The following is a 17,233-nucleotide window of genomic DNA, read 5'->3' as shown; positions in this document are numbered from 1 at the left end:
TCGTTTCCGTGTCGATGGCGTATTGCGTGAAGTTCTGACCCCAAGTCGTAAGCTAGCGCCTTTGCTAGTTTCTCGTGTGAAGGTTATGGCTAAACTAGATATCGCAGAAAAGCGTGTGCCTCAAGATGGCCGTATTTCGTTGCGTATCGGTGGTCGTGCGGTGGACGTGCGTGTATCTACGATGCCGTCCTCACATGGTGAGCGCGTGGTAATGCGTTTGTTGGATAAAAACGCGACTCGTCTTGATTTACATAGTTTGGGCATGACCCCTTCAGTGCATGACAACTTCCGTCACTTGATTGGCCGCCCTCACGGTATCATCTTGGTGACGGGCCCGACAGGTTCTGGTAAATCAACCACCTTGTACGCTGGCTTGCAAGAGATCAATAGCAACGAACGCAACATTTTAACGGTTGAAGACCCGATCGAGTTTGATATTGATGGCATCGGTCAAACTCAGGTGAACCCAAAGGTCGACATGACTTTTGCGCGTGGCTTGCGTGCCATTCTGCGTCAGGACCCGGATGTGGTGATGGTCGGTGAGATCCGTGACTTAGAAACCGCACAAATTGCAGTGCAAGCGTCCTTAACGGGTCACTTGGTAATGTCTACTCTCCACACCAACACCGCAGTGGGTGCGATTACGCGTCTACGTGATATGGGTATTGAGCCATTCCTTATTTCTTCTTCGTTATTAGGGGTGCTAGCGCAGCGCTTAGTTCGAACGCTTTGTCCAAGCTGTAAAGAGCCGTATGAAGCCGATGCGGAACAGAAAAAACTGTTTGGTATGGAAGCGCATGAACCGTTAGAACTGCACCGAGCAAAAGGCTGTGAAGCGTGTAACCAAAAAGGCTACCGAGGTCGAACAGGTATCCACGAGCTCATTATGGTTGATGAGCAAGTGCAAGAGTTGATTCATCGAGAGTCTGGTGAACAAGAAATTGAGAGAGCCGTTCGCGCCCATACGCCAAGTATTCGCAGTGATGGTTTAAGCAAAGTACGTCGTGGTATTACGTCACTTGAAGAAGTGATGCGAGTGACGAAGGAAACCTAATGGCGGCATTTGAGTACAAAGCGCTAGATGCAAAAGGCAAGCATAAAAAAGGCACGATAGAAGGGGACAACGCCCGACAAGTGCGCCAGCGACTCAAAGAGCAAGGGATGATCCCGATTGAAGTGGTTGAGACGAAAGCTAAATCGGCTAAGTCTTCAGGCTCAGTCAGCTTTAAGCGCGGCATCTCAACATCTGAGCTGGCACTAATCACACGTCAATTGTCCACGTTAGTCCAATCAGGCATGCCTCTGGAAGAATGTTTGCGCGCGGTCTCTGAGCAGGCTGAAAAGCCGAAAATTCGTTCTATGCTGGCTGCGGTTCGCTCGAAAGTAACCGAGGGTTATCCGCTCGCCGACAGTTTTGCTGATTACCCACACGTGTTTGATGAACTGTACCGCTCTATGGTTGCGGCGGGCGAAAAATCAGGTCACCTCGATACCGTATTAGAGCGTTTGGCAGACTATGTCGAAAACCGCCAAAAGATGCGATCTAAATTGCTTCAAGCCATGATTTATCCTGTAGTTTTGGTGGTATTCGCGGTTGTCATCGTTTCGTTCTTATTGGCGACAGTGGTTCCTAAAATCATTGAACCCATCATTCAGATGGGCCAAGAGTTACCTCAATCGACGCAATTTTTACTGGCAGCCAGTGAGTTTGTGCAAGATTGGGGGCTGATTATTTTCGTTGTGCTGGTGGCGCTTTTCTATGGCCTCAAACTGGCGTTGCAAAAGCCAGACTTTCGCTTAGCTTGGGACAGAAAAATCTTGAGCTTACCGCTAATAGGTAAGATCTCTCGAGGTTTGAATACCGCACGATTCGCACGAACACTTTCGGTCTGTACTTCCAGTGCGATTCCAATTCTCGAGGGTATGCGCGTTGCGGTAGATGTTATGTCTAACCGTTATGTGAAGCAGCAAGTCTTGCTTGCAGCGGATAACGTCCGAGAGGGTGCTAGTTTGCGTAAGGCGTTGGACCAAACTCGCTTGTTTCCACCAATGATGCTACACATGATCGCCAGTGGTGAGCAAAGTGGTGAATTAGAGAGCATGTTGACGCGGGCAGCCGATAACCAAGATCAAAACTTTGAATCAACAGTCAATATTGCTCTGGGTGTGTTTACTCCTGCGCTGATTGCATTAATGGCTGGATTAGTGTTGTTCATTGTGATGGCGACCTTGATGCCAATGCTAGAAATGAATAACTTGATGAGCGGATAATTTCGAATTAAGACGTGTCTACTAACGGCATGGCTTTAATCTAACTTTCGGAGAAAAAAATGAAGTTTAAGCGTAGTAAACAACAGGGTTTTACACTTTTAGAAGTGATGGTTGTTGTCGTTATCCTTGGTATTTTGGCAAGTTTCGTTGTTCCAAACCTATTGGGTAACAAAGAGAAGGCTGACCAACAAAAAGCGATTACGGACATCGTAGCGCTGGAAAATGCCCTAGATATGTACAAGTTGGATAACAGCGTTTACCCAACAACGGACCAAGGTCTAGAAGCATTGGTTAGCAAGCCATCTAACCCAGAGCCACGCAACTACCGTGATGGTGGTTACATCAAACGTCTTCCTAATGACCCTTGGGGCAACCAGTACCAATACTTAAGCCCAGGTGATAACGGTACAATCGATATCTTCACTCTAGGCGCAGATGGCCAAGAGGGTGGAGAAGGTCCAGCTGCAGATATTGGCAACTGGAACATGCAAGATTTCCAATAATTGAGCCTAAGCCAGCACTAATGAAACAAATGCGAAAACATAACGGTTTTACATTGATAGAAATTCTATTGGTGCTGGTTTTGCTATCTCTTACGGCTGTGGCCGTGCTCTCGACGTTACCGACTAGCCAAAAAGATCTTTCCAAGCAGTATGCTCAAAGCTTTTTTCAGCGTTTACAGCTGCTCAATGAAGAAGCGGTGCTGAGCGGTAAAGATTTTGGCGTTCGAGTGGATGATGCCAAATCGACCTACGCTCTACTGAGTTTAACCTCAGAAGGTTGGCAGCCCCTGAAATTAAAGCAGATTCCGAGCAAAACCAAGCTAGAAGAAGATATTACGCTACAACTCGAACTCGGCGGTGGTGCTTGGGATAACGATGAGCGCTTATTCAAACCAGGTTCTCTTTTTGATGAAGGCATGTTCGCAGAAGAAGAGGACGAAAAGAAAATTGAGCCACCGCAAGTGTTTATCTTTTCCAGCGCTGAAGTCACGCCATTCACCCTGTCTTTTTTTCCGCAAAATGGTGATGCCTTTAATGACGGTTGGCGAGTCATTGGCAAAGAAAGTGGACAAATTTTGTTATTAGCTCCGGGCGAAGAAGTGAAAGAGGATGAGAATGCGCAATTTTAAGCAAGCTCGCCTAAATTTGAGTCATCGCCGGACGAGAGGCATGACCTTACTGGAAGTATTGGTCGCACTGGCAATTTTCGCTACCGCTGCCATCAGTGTCATTCGCTCCGTGAGCCAGCATATTAATACAATCAGTTATTTAGAAGAAAAAATGTTTGCAGCCATGGTTGTGGATAATCAGATGGCAAATGTGATGTTGAATACCGGAGAACTCAAAGCGAAAAACGGCACAGAAGAGCTGGCAGGACGCACTTGGTTCTGGAAAGTCACGCCAGTCGCCACGACGCAGCCATTGCTGAAAGCATTTGATGTGAGCGTCTCGGTAGAGAAAAGCGCGAGCCCTGTAGTAACGGTACGAAGCTATGTGGCGCAATAATCATCTCCGCGCAAACACGCGCCAAAGGGTGAAAGGTTTTACACTTATTGAAGTGTTGGTATCGATTGCCATCTTTGCCAGTTTAAGTGTCGCTGCGTACCAAGTGGTATCGCAAGTACAGCGTAGCAATGCGCTATCACAAGAACGAACCCAACGCTTAAACGAAATTCAGCGTGCCATGGTTATGATGGATAACGATTTTCGTCAAATGGCGATGCGTCAAACGCGTACTAATGGTGAAGAGCCTGCTAGCCGGCTAATTTTTTGGTCCGATTACTTGTTGGACTCCGATACCAAAGGGCTGATGTTTGCCCGTTTAGGTTGGCACAATCCTCAGCAGCAGTTCCCTCGTGGAGAAGTAACCAAGGTTGGCTATCGCTTAAAAGAAGAAACACTGCAGCGAGTATGGTGGCGCTATCCTGATACGCCGGTTGGGCAACAAGGTACTGTTACTCCATTGCTAACGCAGGTCGAGTCATTTGATATGCGTTTCTATGATGGTAAGCAATGGAAAAAAGAGTGGGCTGAAGAAAAAGCGCTGCCGAAAGCGGTTTCTGTTGTTCTAACTCTCAAAGACTATGGAGAAATTACCCGTACTTATCTCACTCCTGATGGCACATTGAGTCAGAAAGAGGAAAGTTCAGGAGACAGCAATAATGGTTAACCGTCAGCGCGGTGTTGCTTTGATTATAGTGTTGATGTTGCTGGCGATTATGGCGACGGTTGCTGCCAGTATGTCAGAACGTTTGTTCTTGCAGTTTCAGCGAGGCGCTAATCAAATCAATTACCAGCAAGCGTATTGGTACAGCCTTGGCGTCGAGGCGCTAGCAAAAGTGGGTATCGAGCAAAGTTATAAAGACACCGACACGATTAATATGAGTCAACCGTGGGCGATAAAAGAGCAAGTCTATCCGTTAGATTATGGTCAAGCGGCGGGACGAATTAGAGACAAGCAAGCGTGCTTTAATCTAAATGTATTGAGTCGTGTGCAACCAACGGGTCAGCAAATTACAAGACCATATTTAGTGAATGTATTGCAGCGCCTATTAGAAGAGTTGGATGTCGAGCCATATCAAGCAGAAATCATTGCAGACTCTACTTGGGAATACATTGATGCTGATGACTCTGTCCGTTCGACTACTGGGGTTGAAGACAGCACATATGAAGCGATGAAACCTTCCTATTTGGCATCAAATGGTTGGATGGCAGATGCTTCCGAGTTACGGGCTGTCTATCAGGTGAGTGGTGAAATTTTCCAAAAATTGGAGCCGTTGGTCTGTGCATTGCCAAGTGATGACTGGCGTTTAAACGTGAATACGATTGATGTTGAGCAAGCTCCGATTTTGGTGGCAATGTTCTCACCAAACTTAAGCAGTAGTGATGCGATTCAGCTAATTGAAAAACGCCCATTTGATGGGTGGGATAGCATTGATGAATTTTTAGCAGAGTCAGAAATGGCTGGCTTAAGTGAAGATGTAAAGAAAAACGCCAAAGGCTATTTGGGTGTAGATAGCGCCTTTTTTGAATTGGATGCACAAGTGTTGGTGGATGAATCACGTGTACGTATCCGAAGCCTTTTGCAAAGTACAAATAGAGAAACGGTGACCGTAGTTCGCCGTCGTTTTGGAGGGATCAGTGAGCGAGTTTCTGACCGTTCGGCTGAGTAGCGAACAACAAAGTACCATTCCTTGGGTGGTGTGGTCGACAGATCAACAGGAAGTGATTGCTAGCGGTGAAATCGCCGGGTGGGAACACTTAGATGAATTGGTCTCATATGCTGGTCAGCGCCAAGTTGTGGCGCTGTTGGCGAGTAATGATGTAGTCCTGACGCAAGTGGATATACCACCTGGTGCAACACGCCAATTCGAGGCTATGTTACCGTACTTAGTGGAAGACGAAGTTGCTCAGGACGTTGATGGCCTGCACTTTAGCGTGTTGGGTAAACAAGCGGATAAAGCGCAGATTTGCGCAGTTGAACGTGCTTGGATTCAGACTGTACTGCAACGTTTCTCAAGCCAAGGTATCGCCATTAAACGCATTTTACCCGATGTGCTTGCGTTACCGGTTCGTGGAGATCACAGCAGTGCTGCAATGATTGGCGAGCAATGGCTAATTCGTCACTCTGCGACAGAGGGCGCGGTTGTCGACGCTTCTTGGTTAGACCTTTACCTCTCTTCTTATCTACAAAATCATGAAGGTTGGAAGCTCGATTGCTTTAGCTCGGTCCCGGAATCTGCGTTACCTGAAATATGGGATCCGCAACCAGAAGAAATGACGATGGCTTTACTGGCGAAGGGGGTGACAGAAAGCAAAGTCAATTTGCTGACTGGGAGCTTCAAGCCGAAATCTTCTTGGGGTAAATACTGGAAGCTCTGGCAAAAAGCCACCATTGCTGCGGGGGTGCTTATCGTCGTTATGGTTGCGCAGCAGTTGCTCGTGGTCCATAAGTACGAAGCACAAGCTCAAGCGTATCGTGAGGAGAGTGAGCGTATTTTCCGCCAGGTGTTCCCAAATAAACGACGCATTCCTACCGTTAGTTACCTCAAACGACAAATGGATGATGAAGAGCGCCGCTTATCTGGTGGAAGTGGTCAGCAGGCAATGTTGTCATGGTTGGCGGCATTACCCGCGACGCTTGGTCAGGTCAGTGACTTGGAGATCACTAGCTTTAAATACGACGGACAACGTGGCGAAGTACGTATTCAGGCTCGTAGTTCAGACTTCCAACCTTTTGAGCAGGCTCGTGTGAAATTGGCAGAGAAGTTTAATGTTGAGCAAGGTCAGTTGAACCGTAGCGATAACGTTGTGGTTGGCAGCTTTGTTTTGAAGCGTTTGTGAGGTGATGATGAAAAATTTAATTTCTCAAGCTCAGGTTTGGTGGAGCAGCATCTCGCAGCGTGAGCAGCGTTTGGTCATGGGATGTGGCGCTATTGCCGTTATCGGTATTATTTATTGGGGTTTATTACAGCCAATGAGTCAACGTGCGGAGCTAGCTCAGTCACGTATTCAAAGTGAAAAGCAGTTGCTAGCTTGGGTACAAGATAAAGCGGATGGCATCACTGCACTGCGAAAAAGCAGCGGTGTGAGCTACTCTAGTCAACCGTTGAATCAGTTGGTTTCTTCTTCAGCTCGTCGTTATAAAGTTGAGTTGATTCGAGTACAACCTCGTAATGAGAGCGTTCAAGTGTGGATCAAACCACTCGCGTTTAATCAACTAGTGGATTGGTTACGTTACTTGAAAGAGCAACAGGGTATTGAAGTCGAATTTTTAGATATCGACCGAACAGAGCAAGCGGGCATGATCGATGTAAACCGCCTTCAGTTTAAGCGAGGTTAAGGTGAAGCGAGCAGTACTTTACGTTGTTATCTTTATCGTCTTTTTTTCAGTCAGTCTTTTAATGGGATTACCAGTCTCTTGGGTGTTACAACAAGCACCAACAGTGAGAGGCCTGGACATTCAAGGAGCCAACGGTTCGGTATGGCAAGGTCAAGCTTCTAGTATTCGTTGGCAGCGCCAGAACCTTGGAGAAGTTAATTGGGATTTCCAATGGTCGAGTCTACTGACAGGTAAAGCTGAGTTTGCTGTGCGCTTTGGTCGTGGTAGTGAAATGGACGTCCGTGGGCGCGGTTTTGTCGGCTATAGCTTAAGTGATGGCCCTTATGCCAAAAACTTAGTTGCCTCGATTCCGGCGGTAAAAGTTGTTGAGCAAGCACGCCTCCCTGTGCCTGTTGGTGTTGATGGGCAGCTTGAGCTGAATATTCGTCATGCGACTTATGCTGCGCCTTGGTGTAAGGACGGTGAAGGCACTTTAGTATGGAATGCCAGTGGTATTCAAAGCCCCGTTGGCAGCTTAGATCTCGGTCCTGTGATTGCCGATATAAACTGTCAGGATAGTGTATTGACGGCAACTGGTGAGCAGAGCAGCAAACAAGTCTCTGCGGCGTTTTCCGCTGAACTGATGCCTAATCAACGGTACTCAACCAAAGCGTGGTTCAAACCTGGTGCAGAGTTCCCATCCAGCATGGGGGAGCAACTGAAATGGTTGGGTAAGCCGAATGCTCAAGGTCAATATGAGTTTAATTACCAAGGGCGCTTCTAACCTATCGTGACAAAATCCAATATCTTAAAAGAGCTGCTATTGTGCAGCTCTTTTTGCTTTTGGATCATCGTAAGCTAAAACCTCTATTCGCTGTACATTGGGAATGAATGGAAATTTAAAACCATGATTTTTAATTGATTTGTTTTCTTTCGTTCAGCTTTACAGGCAATTGGAACATAGTAGGCCAAATACTCCAAGTGCTGTACAGAAGGTCAAAAAGAAAAGGCCACGAAGATATTCGTGGCCTTTCTATTGCTAGAATTTTGTGCTCTAAATTTTACCGATAGGGCGCTTAATCTTTGCGTTGTAAAATCTCATTCCAAGGTAAATCCGCATCACCAAGAACAATAAAGTTCGGGTTTTCTAGTGTTTCCCGCTCGTTATATGACAGCGGTTCTAATTGCGTGCTGAGAATACGTCCGCCAGCTTCTTCAACAATGCATTGTGTCGCAGCGGTGTCCCACTCACCTGTTGGACCTAGTCGGAGATAGCAATCTACCGCCCCTTCCGCGACGAGGCATGCTTTCAATGCTGCAGAACCGAGCGGTATTAAGTCGTAATTCCAGGCGCTGCTCATACGGTTAGTAATACGATTGATGTCTTGGCGACGACTAATAGCAATTGCGATGCTTTGCTCTGGCTGTTCGTGTTTGTGTGTATGGATTTTGACGCTGTCCGACATGTCGGGAATTTTCCAGGCGCCTTTGCCATTATAAGCGTAGTAAGTCACGCCAGATACAGGACCGTAAACGACGCCCATGGTTGGTCGATTGTTGTCGACCAACGCAATAATAGTGGCAAAGTCACCACTGCGAGCGATGAATTCTTGAGTACCATCAAGAGGGTCGACTAACCAATAACGTTCCCACTGAGCGCGTTGCTCTAAGCTTATGTCTGCGTCTTCTTCTGACAACACGGGAATGTCAGGCGTCAGATCACTCAAGCGTTCAGTGATGAACTTGTGAGCTGCAATATCTGCACTTGTTACGGGAGTTTCGTCACTTTTGATGTAGGCCTCGTATTGCTTCTTTTCATATATTTCGAGGATCATTTGCCCAGCACTGCGGGCAATCTCGATGACTTGAGGAAGTAGGTGAGATAGATCTTTTGTCATTGGCATAAGTGATAGTCCTTACTCACAGTGTTATTCGGTTCTATGACCGTTATTGGTTATGCTTGTGAGTGGTGTTTGGTAAGTGTTTCAGTGCCAACATTAGCGCTGTGATGCTTCGTGCTTCACAGAAATCCATGTGAGTTAATAACTCTTCGGCTTGCGCAAGTGGCCAACGCACAATTTCCAGTGGTTCAGGCTCATCGCCTTCTTGCTTCTCTGGATAAAGCGCCTGTCCTAAAAATAGAGTCATTTTGCTCGAAAAGTAAGATGGCGCGAGGATAACTTGTTTCAACGGGGTTAACTGATTGCAGCCAAAGCCGATTTCTTCTTTTAACTCACGATCTGCAGCTTGGTGTGGTGTTTCTCCTGGGTCAATCAGCCCTTTTGGGAAACCTAGCTCGTAACGTTCAGTTCCAGCGGCGTATTCACGCACCAGTAATAAATCGCCATGTTCTGTTACAGGAACCACCATTACAGCATCTCGTCCACTTGGCTTCATACGCTCATAAGTACGATGCTCACCATTGGAAAAACGAAGGTCGAGCGCTTCCACAGCAAACAGTTTGGATTTTGCAACCGTCTGGCATGAGAGTATCTCTGGTGGGGTTCGTTTCGGCATGACGCTGGCTCCTTGGTGTCGTTGGCGTTTACGAGATGCGTAAGATTCTTAATATATGAGAACTCCGCCTGAGTTTCTAGCGGATTTTACGAGTCGAGCTAAGCATCTCAGCATCACCTCAGTATCGATACAAAAATGGGAGACCGAAGCCTCCCATTTTCTGACAGTGTTTACTCTTAGTAGTAAGAGTGATCACCACGGTCATGTTCTGTTGCATCACGAACAGCGGTTAGTTCACCAATGAACTGGTTTAGCAGTTCTTTCTCGATGCCTTCTTTTAGTGTTACGTCAACCATAGAACAGCCATTACAACCGCCACCAAATGCAACAATCGCAACACCGTCTTCAGTGATCTCAACCAAGTTTACGTGACCACCGTGGCCAGCAAGCTGTGGGTTCACTTGAGTTTGGATAACGTACTCAACGCGCTCAACCAGTGGTGCGTCGTCCGCAACTTTACGCATTTTAGCGTTAGGTGCTTTTAGCGTTAGCTGAGAGCCCATTTTATCGGTAACAAAATCGATTTCAGCGTCTTCAAGGAATGGCAGGCTTAGCTCATCCACGTAAGCTGAAAAACCGCTGTAAGAGAGTTCAGTGTCGGTCGATTCTACTGCTTCTGGTGGACAGTAAGACACGCCACACTCAGCGTTTTGTGTACCTGGGTTCACAACGAAAATACGAATGTTAGTGCCTTCAGGTTGTTGACCTAAAAGGTTAGCGAAATGCGTTTGCGCAGTTTCTGTAATAGTAATATTTGACACGACGAATACCCGAGTAAATTTGTAGGTTACTGCTGCTATTCTACTCTTGTTGACGTATGGGTCTAGTCTTTTTGATGCTAAGGCATGGCGAAGCGATCTAGAGAGAACGAGGAGCAGGTGTTCTGCAGATGCAGTAAATATCGATGCTTTCTACGCCAACTTCAAGTAGTAAATGACATAATTGTCGGACGGTACTGCCTGTGGTGACTACATCATCGACGATGGCAACATGGGAAGAGTGAGGGCGCTTATTGAGAATAAACGCGCCTTTTAAGTTTTGTTCACGGCTTGTTTTGGTATTACCACGCTGTGATTGGGCGAGCCTTACTCGACGAAAGACCTTCGCATCAAAATTAGTCTGCAATTGCTTGGCGAGGTGTCGGGCTAAAACATCACTTTGATTAAAACCCCGGCGCAGGTAACGCTGCCAGTGCAATGGCACACTGGTAATGATTGGAGCTGGCGTGGTGATGCGCTGTGCCAGTTGCTCGGTTAATGCTTTTACATGCCAAGACTCTCCGTGATCTTTAAAGCGTTGTACTTCCCGTGAAAGGGGAAAGTCGTAATCGCCTAACGTGTATAGCCTTTGCCATGGCGGTGGCTTTGAAAGACATTCACCACAAATACTATCCGTACTCATTTCTTCTTTCTGTAATGATAAACCGCAGCGTTGACATCGTTTTACCGGAGTTAGGTATTTTAAACAGTGCTCGCACCAGCGCAGAGTATTTGTGTGGCTTGGTGTTTGAATAGGGAACCGACACAGGCCGCATTGACTGCTCAATACGCGATGCATGATGTTTTGCCAGTGATGAGATAACATAGCGTTTATTCATGGTGATATTTTACTCAGCCTAACGCTTGGCTGAAGCCGTAGGGAATAAAATAAGTGGGAGAGATTGAGAGCATGAGCACGAAATTACACTGGCAGTCATTTGGTCAGGGACCAGATTTGGTGTTACTTCATGGTTGGGGCATGAATGGTGCGGTATGGCAGCAGACAGTCGAGTCTCTTCAACCTTATTTCCGAGTTCATGTGGTTGACCTTCCGGGGTACGGACATAGCGCCGAATCTCATGCTGAAGATTTAGACCATATTGCTAACTTGGTGGTGCAAGGTGCGCCAGAGAAAGCGATTTGGCTTGGTTGGTCCCTCGGAGGTTTAGTGGCGACGCATGTGGCATTAAATATGCCCGAGCGCGTGGCTAAGTTGATTACGGTTGCCAGCTCACCTAAATTTGCCGCAGAAAAACCGTGGCGTGGCATTCAACCGGATGTACTGAGTGCGTTCACCTCTCAGTTGCTAGAAGATTTCTCACTGACCATTGAGCGCTTTATGGCGTTGCAAGCGATGGGCAGCCCATCAGCGCGTAAAGACGTTAAACAGCTCAAGCAAGCGGTACTATCGCGCCCTCAGCCAAACCCTGAATCGCTGTTGGTTGGGCTAAACATCCTTGCTGATGTGGATCTGCGCGATGCGTTGACGTCTCTTTCTGTTCCAATGTTGCGTCTTTATGGCCGTTTAGATGGGTTGGTGCCAATTAAAGTAGCTAACGATTTAAGTGAACAGTTGCCTCATACCCAGCAGTTTGTTTTTAATCAGTCCTCTCATGCGCCTTTTATCACCGAACATGACGAATTTTGTGTTCAAATCCGAGAGTTTGCTCACGATTGAGCAAGTGCGAGCGGAAATACCTCAAGTTGTTTAAAAAGTGGTCGATATAAAGGCTGGTGAGGTTTTATTAGCCAATAAAGCTAAGCCATATTGACGAGTTGGGCGACTCTGAGGAGGGTTCGCAATGATTGTGTCACCGACCAACGTAAGTGTGCCACTGATCGCCCCATCCGTGAATGTGCAGACGGAACAAGCAGCTCGCGACAATAAAGTCCGAGAGCCTGTAACGCCAACGGTCGCATTGGCCAAAACCAATGCAGAGCGAAAAGTAAAAGGTGACGACAAGCGCCGACGTCAGTCTTCTTGGGATCCTTCAGAGCATCCTGATTATGATATGGAAACGGAAGTCGACACGCGTTATCAAGAAGAGCCGGAAGATACACTAGAACGGCTTTTTAGTTTGCTTGCGCTCAAATCGTATAGTGAAGACCAGGGGAAAGGCTACGCGATCCGCTTTCGCTTACCAAAGCGCATTTTGGATGCTGCGATCAATGAAGGATTAATGGAAAAGCGCAGGAAGGTGATCAAGTTTCATTATGGTCATGCAGTCGCTCCCCATACCCCGTCAGAAGTGATAGCAGTATTATGACGACTCAATATCCTACTCAAACAAAAACGCTCCAAGCAGGTTGACTGATTGGAGCGTTTTCTTTTTAGTTATGAAAGCTCGTTAGCGGTGAAGCCTAGGTAAGGTTACTTTTTCGCTTTAGCAAACGCTGCAGCAAACGCACCGCCCATCGCGCTGTTCGATGACGAATCATCACGGCGAGGCTGACGACGCTGCGGTTGGTCATTACGACGCGGCGCTGCTGATGAGCGTTGGCTGCGGTTGTCTTGACCCGGTTCGTCGTTCATACGCATCGATAGACCAATACGCTTACGCTGCACGTCAACTTCCATCACTTTCACTTTGACGATGTCGCCAGCTTTCACCACTTCACGTGGGTCAGACACATAACGATCTGTCAGTGCAGAAATATGCACAAGACCATCTTGGTGAACGCCGATATCAACGAAGGCACCGAAGTTGGCTACGTTAGACACCACGCCTTCTAGAATCATGCCCGGTTCCAAGTCAGATACCGAGTTTACACCTTCTGCAAAGGTCGCCGTTTTGAATTCTGGACGTGGATCACGACCCGGCTTATCCAGCTCTTTGATGATGTCTGTAATGGTTGGAACGCCGAAGTTATCGTCGGTGTAATCGACCGCATGCAGACCTTTTAGGAAGCTAGAATCACCAATTAGCGCTTTGATATCTTTGTTGTTCTTTTCAGAAATCGCTTTGACCACTGGGTACGCTTCTGGGTGAACCGCAGACGCATCAAGTGGGTTCTTACCATCCATAATACGCAGGAAGCCCGCACACTGCTCGAACGCCTTAGGACCTAAACGAGGTACTTTCTTCAAGGTTGTACGTGCTTCGAAGCGACCGTTTTCATCGCGGAAGTCGACAATGTTCTGCGCGATGGTGCTTGATAAGCCTGCTACGCGCGTCAGTAGCGCCGCAGAAGCAGTGTTCACATCAACACCAACCGCGTTTACACAGTCTTCCACAATCGCATCTAGGCGTTTTGCCAACATAGATTGGCTTACATCGTGCTGGTATTGACCCACACCAATAGATTTCGGATCAATTTTCACGAGTTCAGCCAATGGATCTTGCAAACGACGTGCAATCGACACTGCACCACGCAGTGATACGTCCATATTCGGGAACTCTTTTGCTGCAAGCTCAGACGCTGAGTAAACCGAAGCCCCCGCTTCACTTACGATGATCTTCTGAACTTTCAGGTTGCCACGTTTGATGACGTCTGCGACAAAGCTGTCGGTTTCACGTGAAGCCGTACCGTTACCAATCGCAATCAAATCCACGTTGTACTTACGCACCAACTGCTCAACGATTTGTGCTGACTTGTCGTATTGTTTTTGTGGTGGGTGAGGGTAGATGGTTTCGGTTGCAAGCACTTTACCTGTTGAGTCGACAACCGCGATTTTTGAACCTGTACGCAGACCCGGATCTAGACCAAGTGTTGCACGAGGGCCAGCCGGTGCTGCCATCAACAAGTCTTTTAGGTTAGTGGCGAATACTTCAATCGCTTCGATTTCAGCGCGCTCTTTCATTGCGCCCATTAGCTCGGTTTCCATGTGCATCGATACTTTGATGCGCCATGCCCAGCTGATCACTTGCTTACGCCAGGTATCCGCCGGTGCGCTGCTTAGCGTCACGCCATAATGGTCGGCGATAATCGTTTCGCAGTAAGACTGACGAGCACCTTCTTCCTGTTCTGGATCGGCATTCATTGCCAATGTCAGGAAGCCTTCGTTACGGCCGCGTAGCATCGCCAGTGCGCGGTGCGATGGCACTTTGCTTAGGGGCTCGTTGTGGTTGAAGTAATCTTTAAACTTCTCGCCTTCTTGCTCTTTGCCTTCAACGACTCGTGAAACCAGTTCCGCATTGCGATTTAAGTGGTTGCGAATTTTTTCCAGTAAGTTTGCGTCTTCTGCGATGCGCTCCATGATGATCGCGCGAGCGCCATCCAATGCAGCTTTGGTGTCTGCGATGCCTTTGTCTGCATCAAGGTATTTGCTTGCTTCGCTTTCTGGCTCGGTTTGTGGATGATTCCAAAGCTGATCTGCGAGTGGTTCAAGACCAGCTTCAATCGCGATCTGACCTTTCGTACGACGCTTGGGTTTGTAAGGTAGGTATAAGTCTTCAAGACGAGTTTTGCTGTCTGCCTGCGCGATCTCTTGTTCTAGCTCTGGCGTCAGTTTGCCTTGCTCTTGGATTGATTTGAGGATGGTTTGACGGCGATCATCCATTTCACGAAGGTAAGACAGACGGCTGTCCAAAGTACGAAGCTGGGTATCATCAAGGCCCCCCGTCACCTCTTTGCGGTAACGTGCAATAAAAGGGACAGTGTTGCCATCATCAATTAGGGTGACAGCGGCGTTGACTTGCTCTGGGCGAACATTCAGTTCTTGAGCAATCATGCGACAGATAGCTTGGCTCATCCGTGTTTTCTCTTTTAATTCGGTTTTGGTTGTATAGAACATTGGGGTCGTTCGAAGAATTTGCAATGTTTTAAATTAACGAGGCAAAAATTTACCGGGCGCTGGTGGACATCAGTCAGATTTATGTCAAAACTGTAATTAAATTGAGAACTTATATCCGCAGTTATCGACTAACCTAATTCCACGGTTGTTGATATCACTAAATGTACCTCGGCTTATACGGATAATCATGATGAAAAAAATGTCTTTGGCGTTAGCGCTTACGAGTGCCTTACTTGTCGCCCCGCTTAGTTGGGCGCAGTCTATCTCAGGAACCACACAAGCTCCCGTTTATCAGCTCGATAACAAATTGGTACTAGGGCGTGTGGAGAGCGTCTACTACAGTGACATTCCGGAACTAAAAGCGGTGCCATTTATTGGCAAGATTGATACTGGTGCAGATACGACATCGATGCATGCGGAGAATATCCATGTCAGTAGCTCACACCCAGATTACCAAGATTTGAAAGATAACGAGTTACTTTGGGCGATTGTCGATGACTTAGGTGGTACGAAGGCAAAGTGGGACGCCGACAGCTTTAAGCCATATCAAGTAAAGGTTAGCTTTACGGTTCCTCACCCTTATACAGGGAAGGAAATACAGATTACCGATGATCTGGAAAGAGTGAGCGCGATTCGCAGTCGAACAAGCAAAAAGCCCATCCTACGCCCGACAATAAAAATGCCGATGACAATCGCTGGTCACACCGTTGATACGGAAGTGAACCTGACCAAGCGTACGCAATTCTCTTCTCCTATCTTGATTGGTAAAACCTATCTCGATGATAACGCATGGGTCTTCGCTGGTTACGATTACCTTCAAGAACAGCCACGCGCAAAAATGATTGGCAAAAAAGAGACGGTTGAAGTCGAAGGTGTGCCATATAAGATCAGCATCTCAACTTCTAGCCGTTATACCAACGTCCATGCACTGGACATCAAGGTAGACAAAAAGCATAACGAAGTCTCTTTTATGTTAGAGGGCGAGAATGGCAAGCGTCATCCAATGACATTACCCTTGGTACGAATGCTGAAAACGACCAAAAGCGAGCGCCCTTTAGTCTATTTACCCGTCAAAGTCGGCGAAAATGAAACTCAACGTTGGTTGGTGTATCTGCGTGATCGCAGTAAGTTCAGTTCGCAAATTCGCTTAGGTCGGGACGTCGCGAGTCAGCACTTTGTTATTGATACGGACAGAGAAAATCTACTGGGTGGCGTAGAAAAAACGTTCAAAAGCGCACTCAAATCAAAACCTCTTGTCGTTTCACCAGAAGAACAGGTCACCATTGATGGTTATACCGTCCCTGCTTACCCCACTTTTACTGTGAAAACGCCATTACTGCGTGTAAATGGGTTTGAAGTAACAGAAAAAGGTAAGGATGAATCCGTCACGTTTTATTTAATGAACGATGAGGGGAAAGAAGAAAAAATCACCAAACCAGTGTTGAAAAAGCTCAAGGTTGGCAGCGCGGTTCGCCCTGTTGTCGAAGGAGACTTTCTTCTCGGTAGAAAAGACACATCAATGAAGTTTGCGCTCGATGTGCTTGATGAGGGTGACACTCAACCCTTTTTCGTCTTTGGTCATGACATAGCCAAGGGTGGTGTGTTGCTGAACACTCGCGCAGACCATCTACTAGATGCAAGGCCACTTTTCAAAGCTGGCCATATCGAAGTGGCGGAAGTTGAGGGGATGTCTTTCCCTGTGAAGTTAGACACGGGTGCAGATGTAAGCTCAATCAATGCTAAGAACATCAAGCAGTTTAAGAAAGACGGCAAAGACATGGTGAGCTTTACCTATGAGAACGATCTTGGCATGAAACAGGCGTTTACCAAGCCTGTTGTTGATGTCATGCGTATTAAAGCGAAGAAAGGTGAGAAAGCGAACGTACGCCCTGTGGTTGAAATGCATGTTAAGCTTGGCGAATTAGAGAAGAAGATCCGAGTCAACTTACAGGACCGAGGTCGCTTCCATTACAGCATGATTTTAGGTAAAAACTTCCTAAAACATGGCGCGGTTGTTTCGAGTGATACGAATTACATCGTGACGCAAAAACCGGATTACGAAAAGTAACACTCTGGCCGCCTTATCACCTTGATACCCAAAGCCTGAACAACATTGGATCTTTGGGTA

Annotated in this window: 18 protein-coding genes; 13 read left to right on the top strand and 5 right to left on the bottom strand. The window is 47.1% G+C overall.

Annotation, left to right across the window (positions count from 1 at the left end; genetic code table 11):
- The 10 genes from IQP38_RS01910 to IQP38_RS01865 form a co-directional block, all read left to right on the top strand.
- Positions 1-1,054: GspE/PulE family protein (locus IQP38_RS01910; RefSeq protein ID WP_228009954.1), on the top strand; the 1,054-nt coding region annotated here is incomplete at its 5' end.
- Positions 1,054-2,271 carry a type II secretion system inner membrane protein GspF gene (gene gspF / locus IQP38_RS01905; RefSeq protein WP_193837242.1) on the top strand — a complete coding sequence of 406 codons (1,218 nt, stop codon included), beginning with the start codon at positions 1,054-1,056 and terminating at the stop codon, positions 2,269-2,271. The genes IQP38_RS01910 and gspF, both read left to right, overlap by 1 nt.
- A gap of 59 nt (positions 2,272-2,330) precedes the next feature.
- Positions 2,331-2,774, top strand: a complete 444-nt coding sequence (gene gspG, locus IQP38_RS01900; RefSeq protein ID WP_005379298.1) for a type II secretion system major pseudopilin GspG — start codon at positions 2,331-2,333, stop codon at positions 2,772-2,774.
- Between the two features lie 29 nt (positions 2,775-2,803).
- The gene (locus IQP38_RS01895) at positions 2,804-3,403 is read left to right on the top strand and encodes a prepilin-type N-terminal cleavage/methylation domain-containing protein (protein WP_193837241.1); all 600 of its coding nucleotides are present in this window, start codon (positions 2,804-2,806) and stop codon (positions 3,401-3,403) included.
- Positions 3,390-3,779, top strand: a complete 390-nt coding sequence (gene gspI, locus IQP38_RS01890; protein WP_193837240.1) for a type II secretion system minor pseudopilin GspI — start codon at positions 3,390-3,392, stop codon at positions 3,777-3,779. The genes IQP38_RS01895 and gspI overlap by 14 nt, the downstream gene beginning before the upstream one ends.
- Positions 3,766-4,443, top strand: a complete 678-nt coding sequence (gene gspJ / locus IQP38_RS01885) for a type II secretion system minor pseudopilin GspJ (RefSeq protein WP_193837239.1) — start codon at positions 3,766-3,768, stop codon at positions 4,441-4,443. Before gspI ends, gspJ begins: the two co-directional genes overlap by 14 nt.
- Positions 4,436-5,446: a type II secretion system minor pseudopilin GspK gene (gene gspK / locus IQP38_RS01880; RefSeq protein WP_005379302.1), complete on the top strand. Its 1,011-nt coding sequence runs from the start codon at positions 4,436-4,438 to the stop codon at positions 5,444-5,446. The genes gspJ and gspK overlap by 8 nt, the downstream gene beginning before the upstream one ends.
- Positions 5,415-6,617 carry a type II secretion system protein GspL gene (gspL, locus tag IQP38_RS01875; protein WP_033905912.1) on the top strand — a complete coding sequence of 401 codons (1,203 nt, stop codon included), beginning with the start codon at positions 5,415-5,417 and terminating at the stop codon, positions 6,615-6,617. Before gspK ends, gspL begins: the two co-directional genes overlap by 32 nt.
- Positions 6,618-6,624: 7 nt before the next feature.
- Entirely contained in the window at positions 6,625-7,116 is a 492-nt protein-coding gene (locus tag IQP38_RS01870) for a type II secretion system protein M (RefSeq protein WP_005383002.1), read from the top strand.
- A 1-nt stretch (position 7,117) separates the two neighbouring features.
- Positions 7,118-7,879: a type II secretion system protein N gene (locus tag IQP38_RS01865; RefSeq protein WP_171344448.1), complete on the top strand. Its 762-nt coding sequence runs from the start codon at positions 7,118-7,120 to the stop codon at positions 7,877-7,879.
- A 292-nt stretch (positions 7,880-8,171) separates the two neighbouring features.
- Here the strand turns inward: IQP38_RS01865 and cysQ are convergent, their stop codons facing one another.
- The 4 genes from cysQ to IQP38_RS01845 form a co-directional block, all read right to left on the bottom strand.
- Positions 8,172-8,999 carry a 3'(2'),5'-bisphosphate nucleotidase CysQ gene (gene cysQ, locus IQP38_RS01860; protein ID WP_152812959.1) on the bottom strand — a complete coding sequence of 276 codons (828 nt, stop codon included), beginning with the start codon at positions 8,997-8,999 and terminating at the stop codon, positions 8,172-8,174.
- Positions 9,000-9,042: 43 nt separating this feature from the next.
- Positions 9,043-9,612, bottom strand: a complete 570-nt coding sequence (nudE, locus tag IQP38_RS01855; RefSeq protein ID WP_042522602.1) for an ADP compounds hydrolase NudE — start codon at positions 9,610-9,612, stop codon at positions 9,043-9,045.
- Between the two features lie 176 nt (positions 9,613-9,788).
- Positions 9,789-10,373: a Fe-S biogenesis protein NfuA gene (gene nfuA, locus IQP38_RS01850; RefSeq protein WP_005379313.1), complete on the bottom strand. Its 585-nt coding sequence runs from the start codon at positions 10,371-10,373 to the stop codon at positions 9,789-9,791.
- Positions 10,374-10,470: 97 nt separating this feature from the next.
- Positions 10,471-11,196 carry an amidophosphoribosyltransferase gene (locus IQP38_RS01845; protein ID WP_033905914.1) on the bottom strand — a complete coding sequence of 242 codons (726 nt, stop codon included), beginning with the start codon at positions 11,194-11,196 and terminating at the stop codon, positions 10,471-10,473.
- Positions 11,197-11,280: 84 nt separating this feature from the next.
- On the opposite strand from IQP38_RS01845, the gene bioH reads away from it, so the two are divergent.
- Both bioH and IQP38_RS01835 read left to right on the top strand, forming a co-directional pair.
- Positions 11,281-12,048: a pimeloyl-ACP methyl ester esterase BioH gene (gene bioH, locus IQP38_RS01840; RefSeq protein WP_047103874.1), complete on the top strand. Its 768-nt coding sequence runs from the start codon at positions 11,281-11,283 to the stop codon at positions 12,046-12,048.
- Between the two features lie 124 nt (positions 12,049-12,172).
- Positions 12,173-12,637, top strand: coding sequence for a hypothetical protein (locus IQP38_RS01835; RefSeq protein WP_005379316.1), 465 nt, complete (start codon positions 12,173-12,175; stop codon positions 12,635-12,637).
- Positions 12,638-12,741: 104 nt separating this feature from the next.
- Here IQP38_RS01835 and IQP38_RS01830 read toward each other — a convergent pair whose 3' ends face one another.
- A complete protein-coding gene (locus tag IQP38_RS01830; RefSeq protein WP_005379317.1) occupies positions 12,742-15,063 on the bottom strand; it encodes a Tex family protein in 2,322 nt (773 codons plus the stop codon).
- Positions 15,064-15,292: 229 nt separating this feature from the next.
- Here IQP38_RS01830 and IQP38_RS01825 point away from each other — a divergent pair, with 229 nt between their 5' ends.
- Entirely contained in the window at positions 15,293-17,173 is a 1,881-nt protein-coding gene (locus tag IQP38_RS01825) for an ATP-dependent zinc protease (RefSeq protein WP_086013892.1), read from the top strand.
- Positions 17,174-17,233: the final 60 nt, after the last annotated feature.

This window comes from Vibrio sp. OPT41, from assembly GCF_015163595.1.
Taxonomy (GTDB): Bacteria; Pseudomonadota; Gammaproteobacteria; order Enterobacterales; family Vibrionaceae; genus Vibrio; species Vibrio alginolyticus.
The sequence above is the reverse complement of the archived record's forward strand: the minus strand, read 5'-3'. Positions and strand labels throughout refer to the sequence as shown.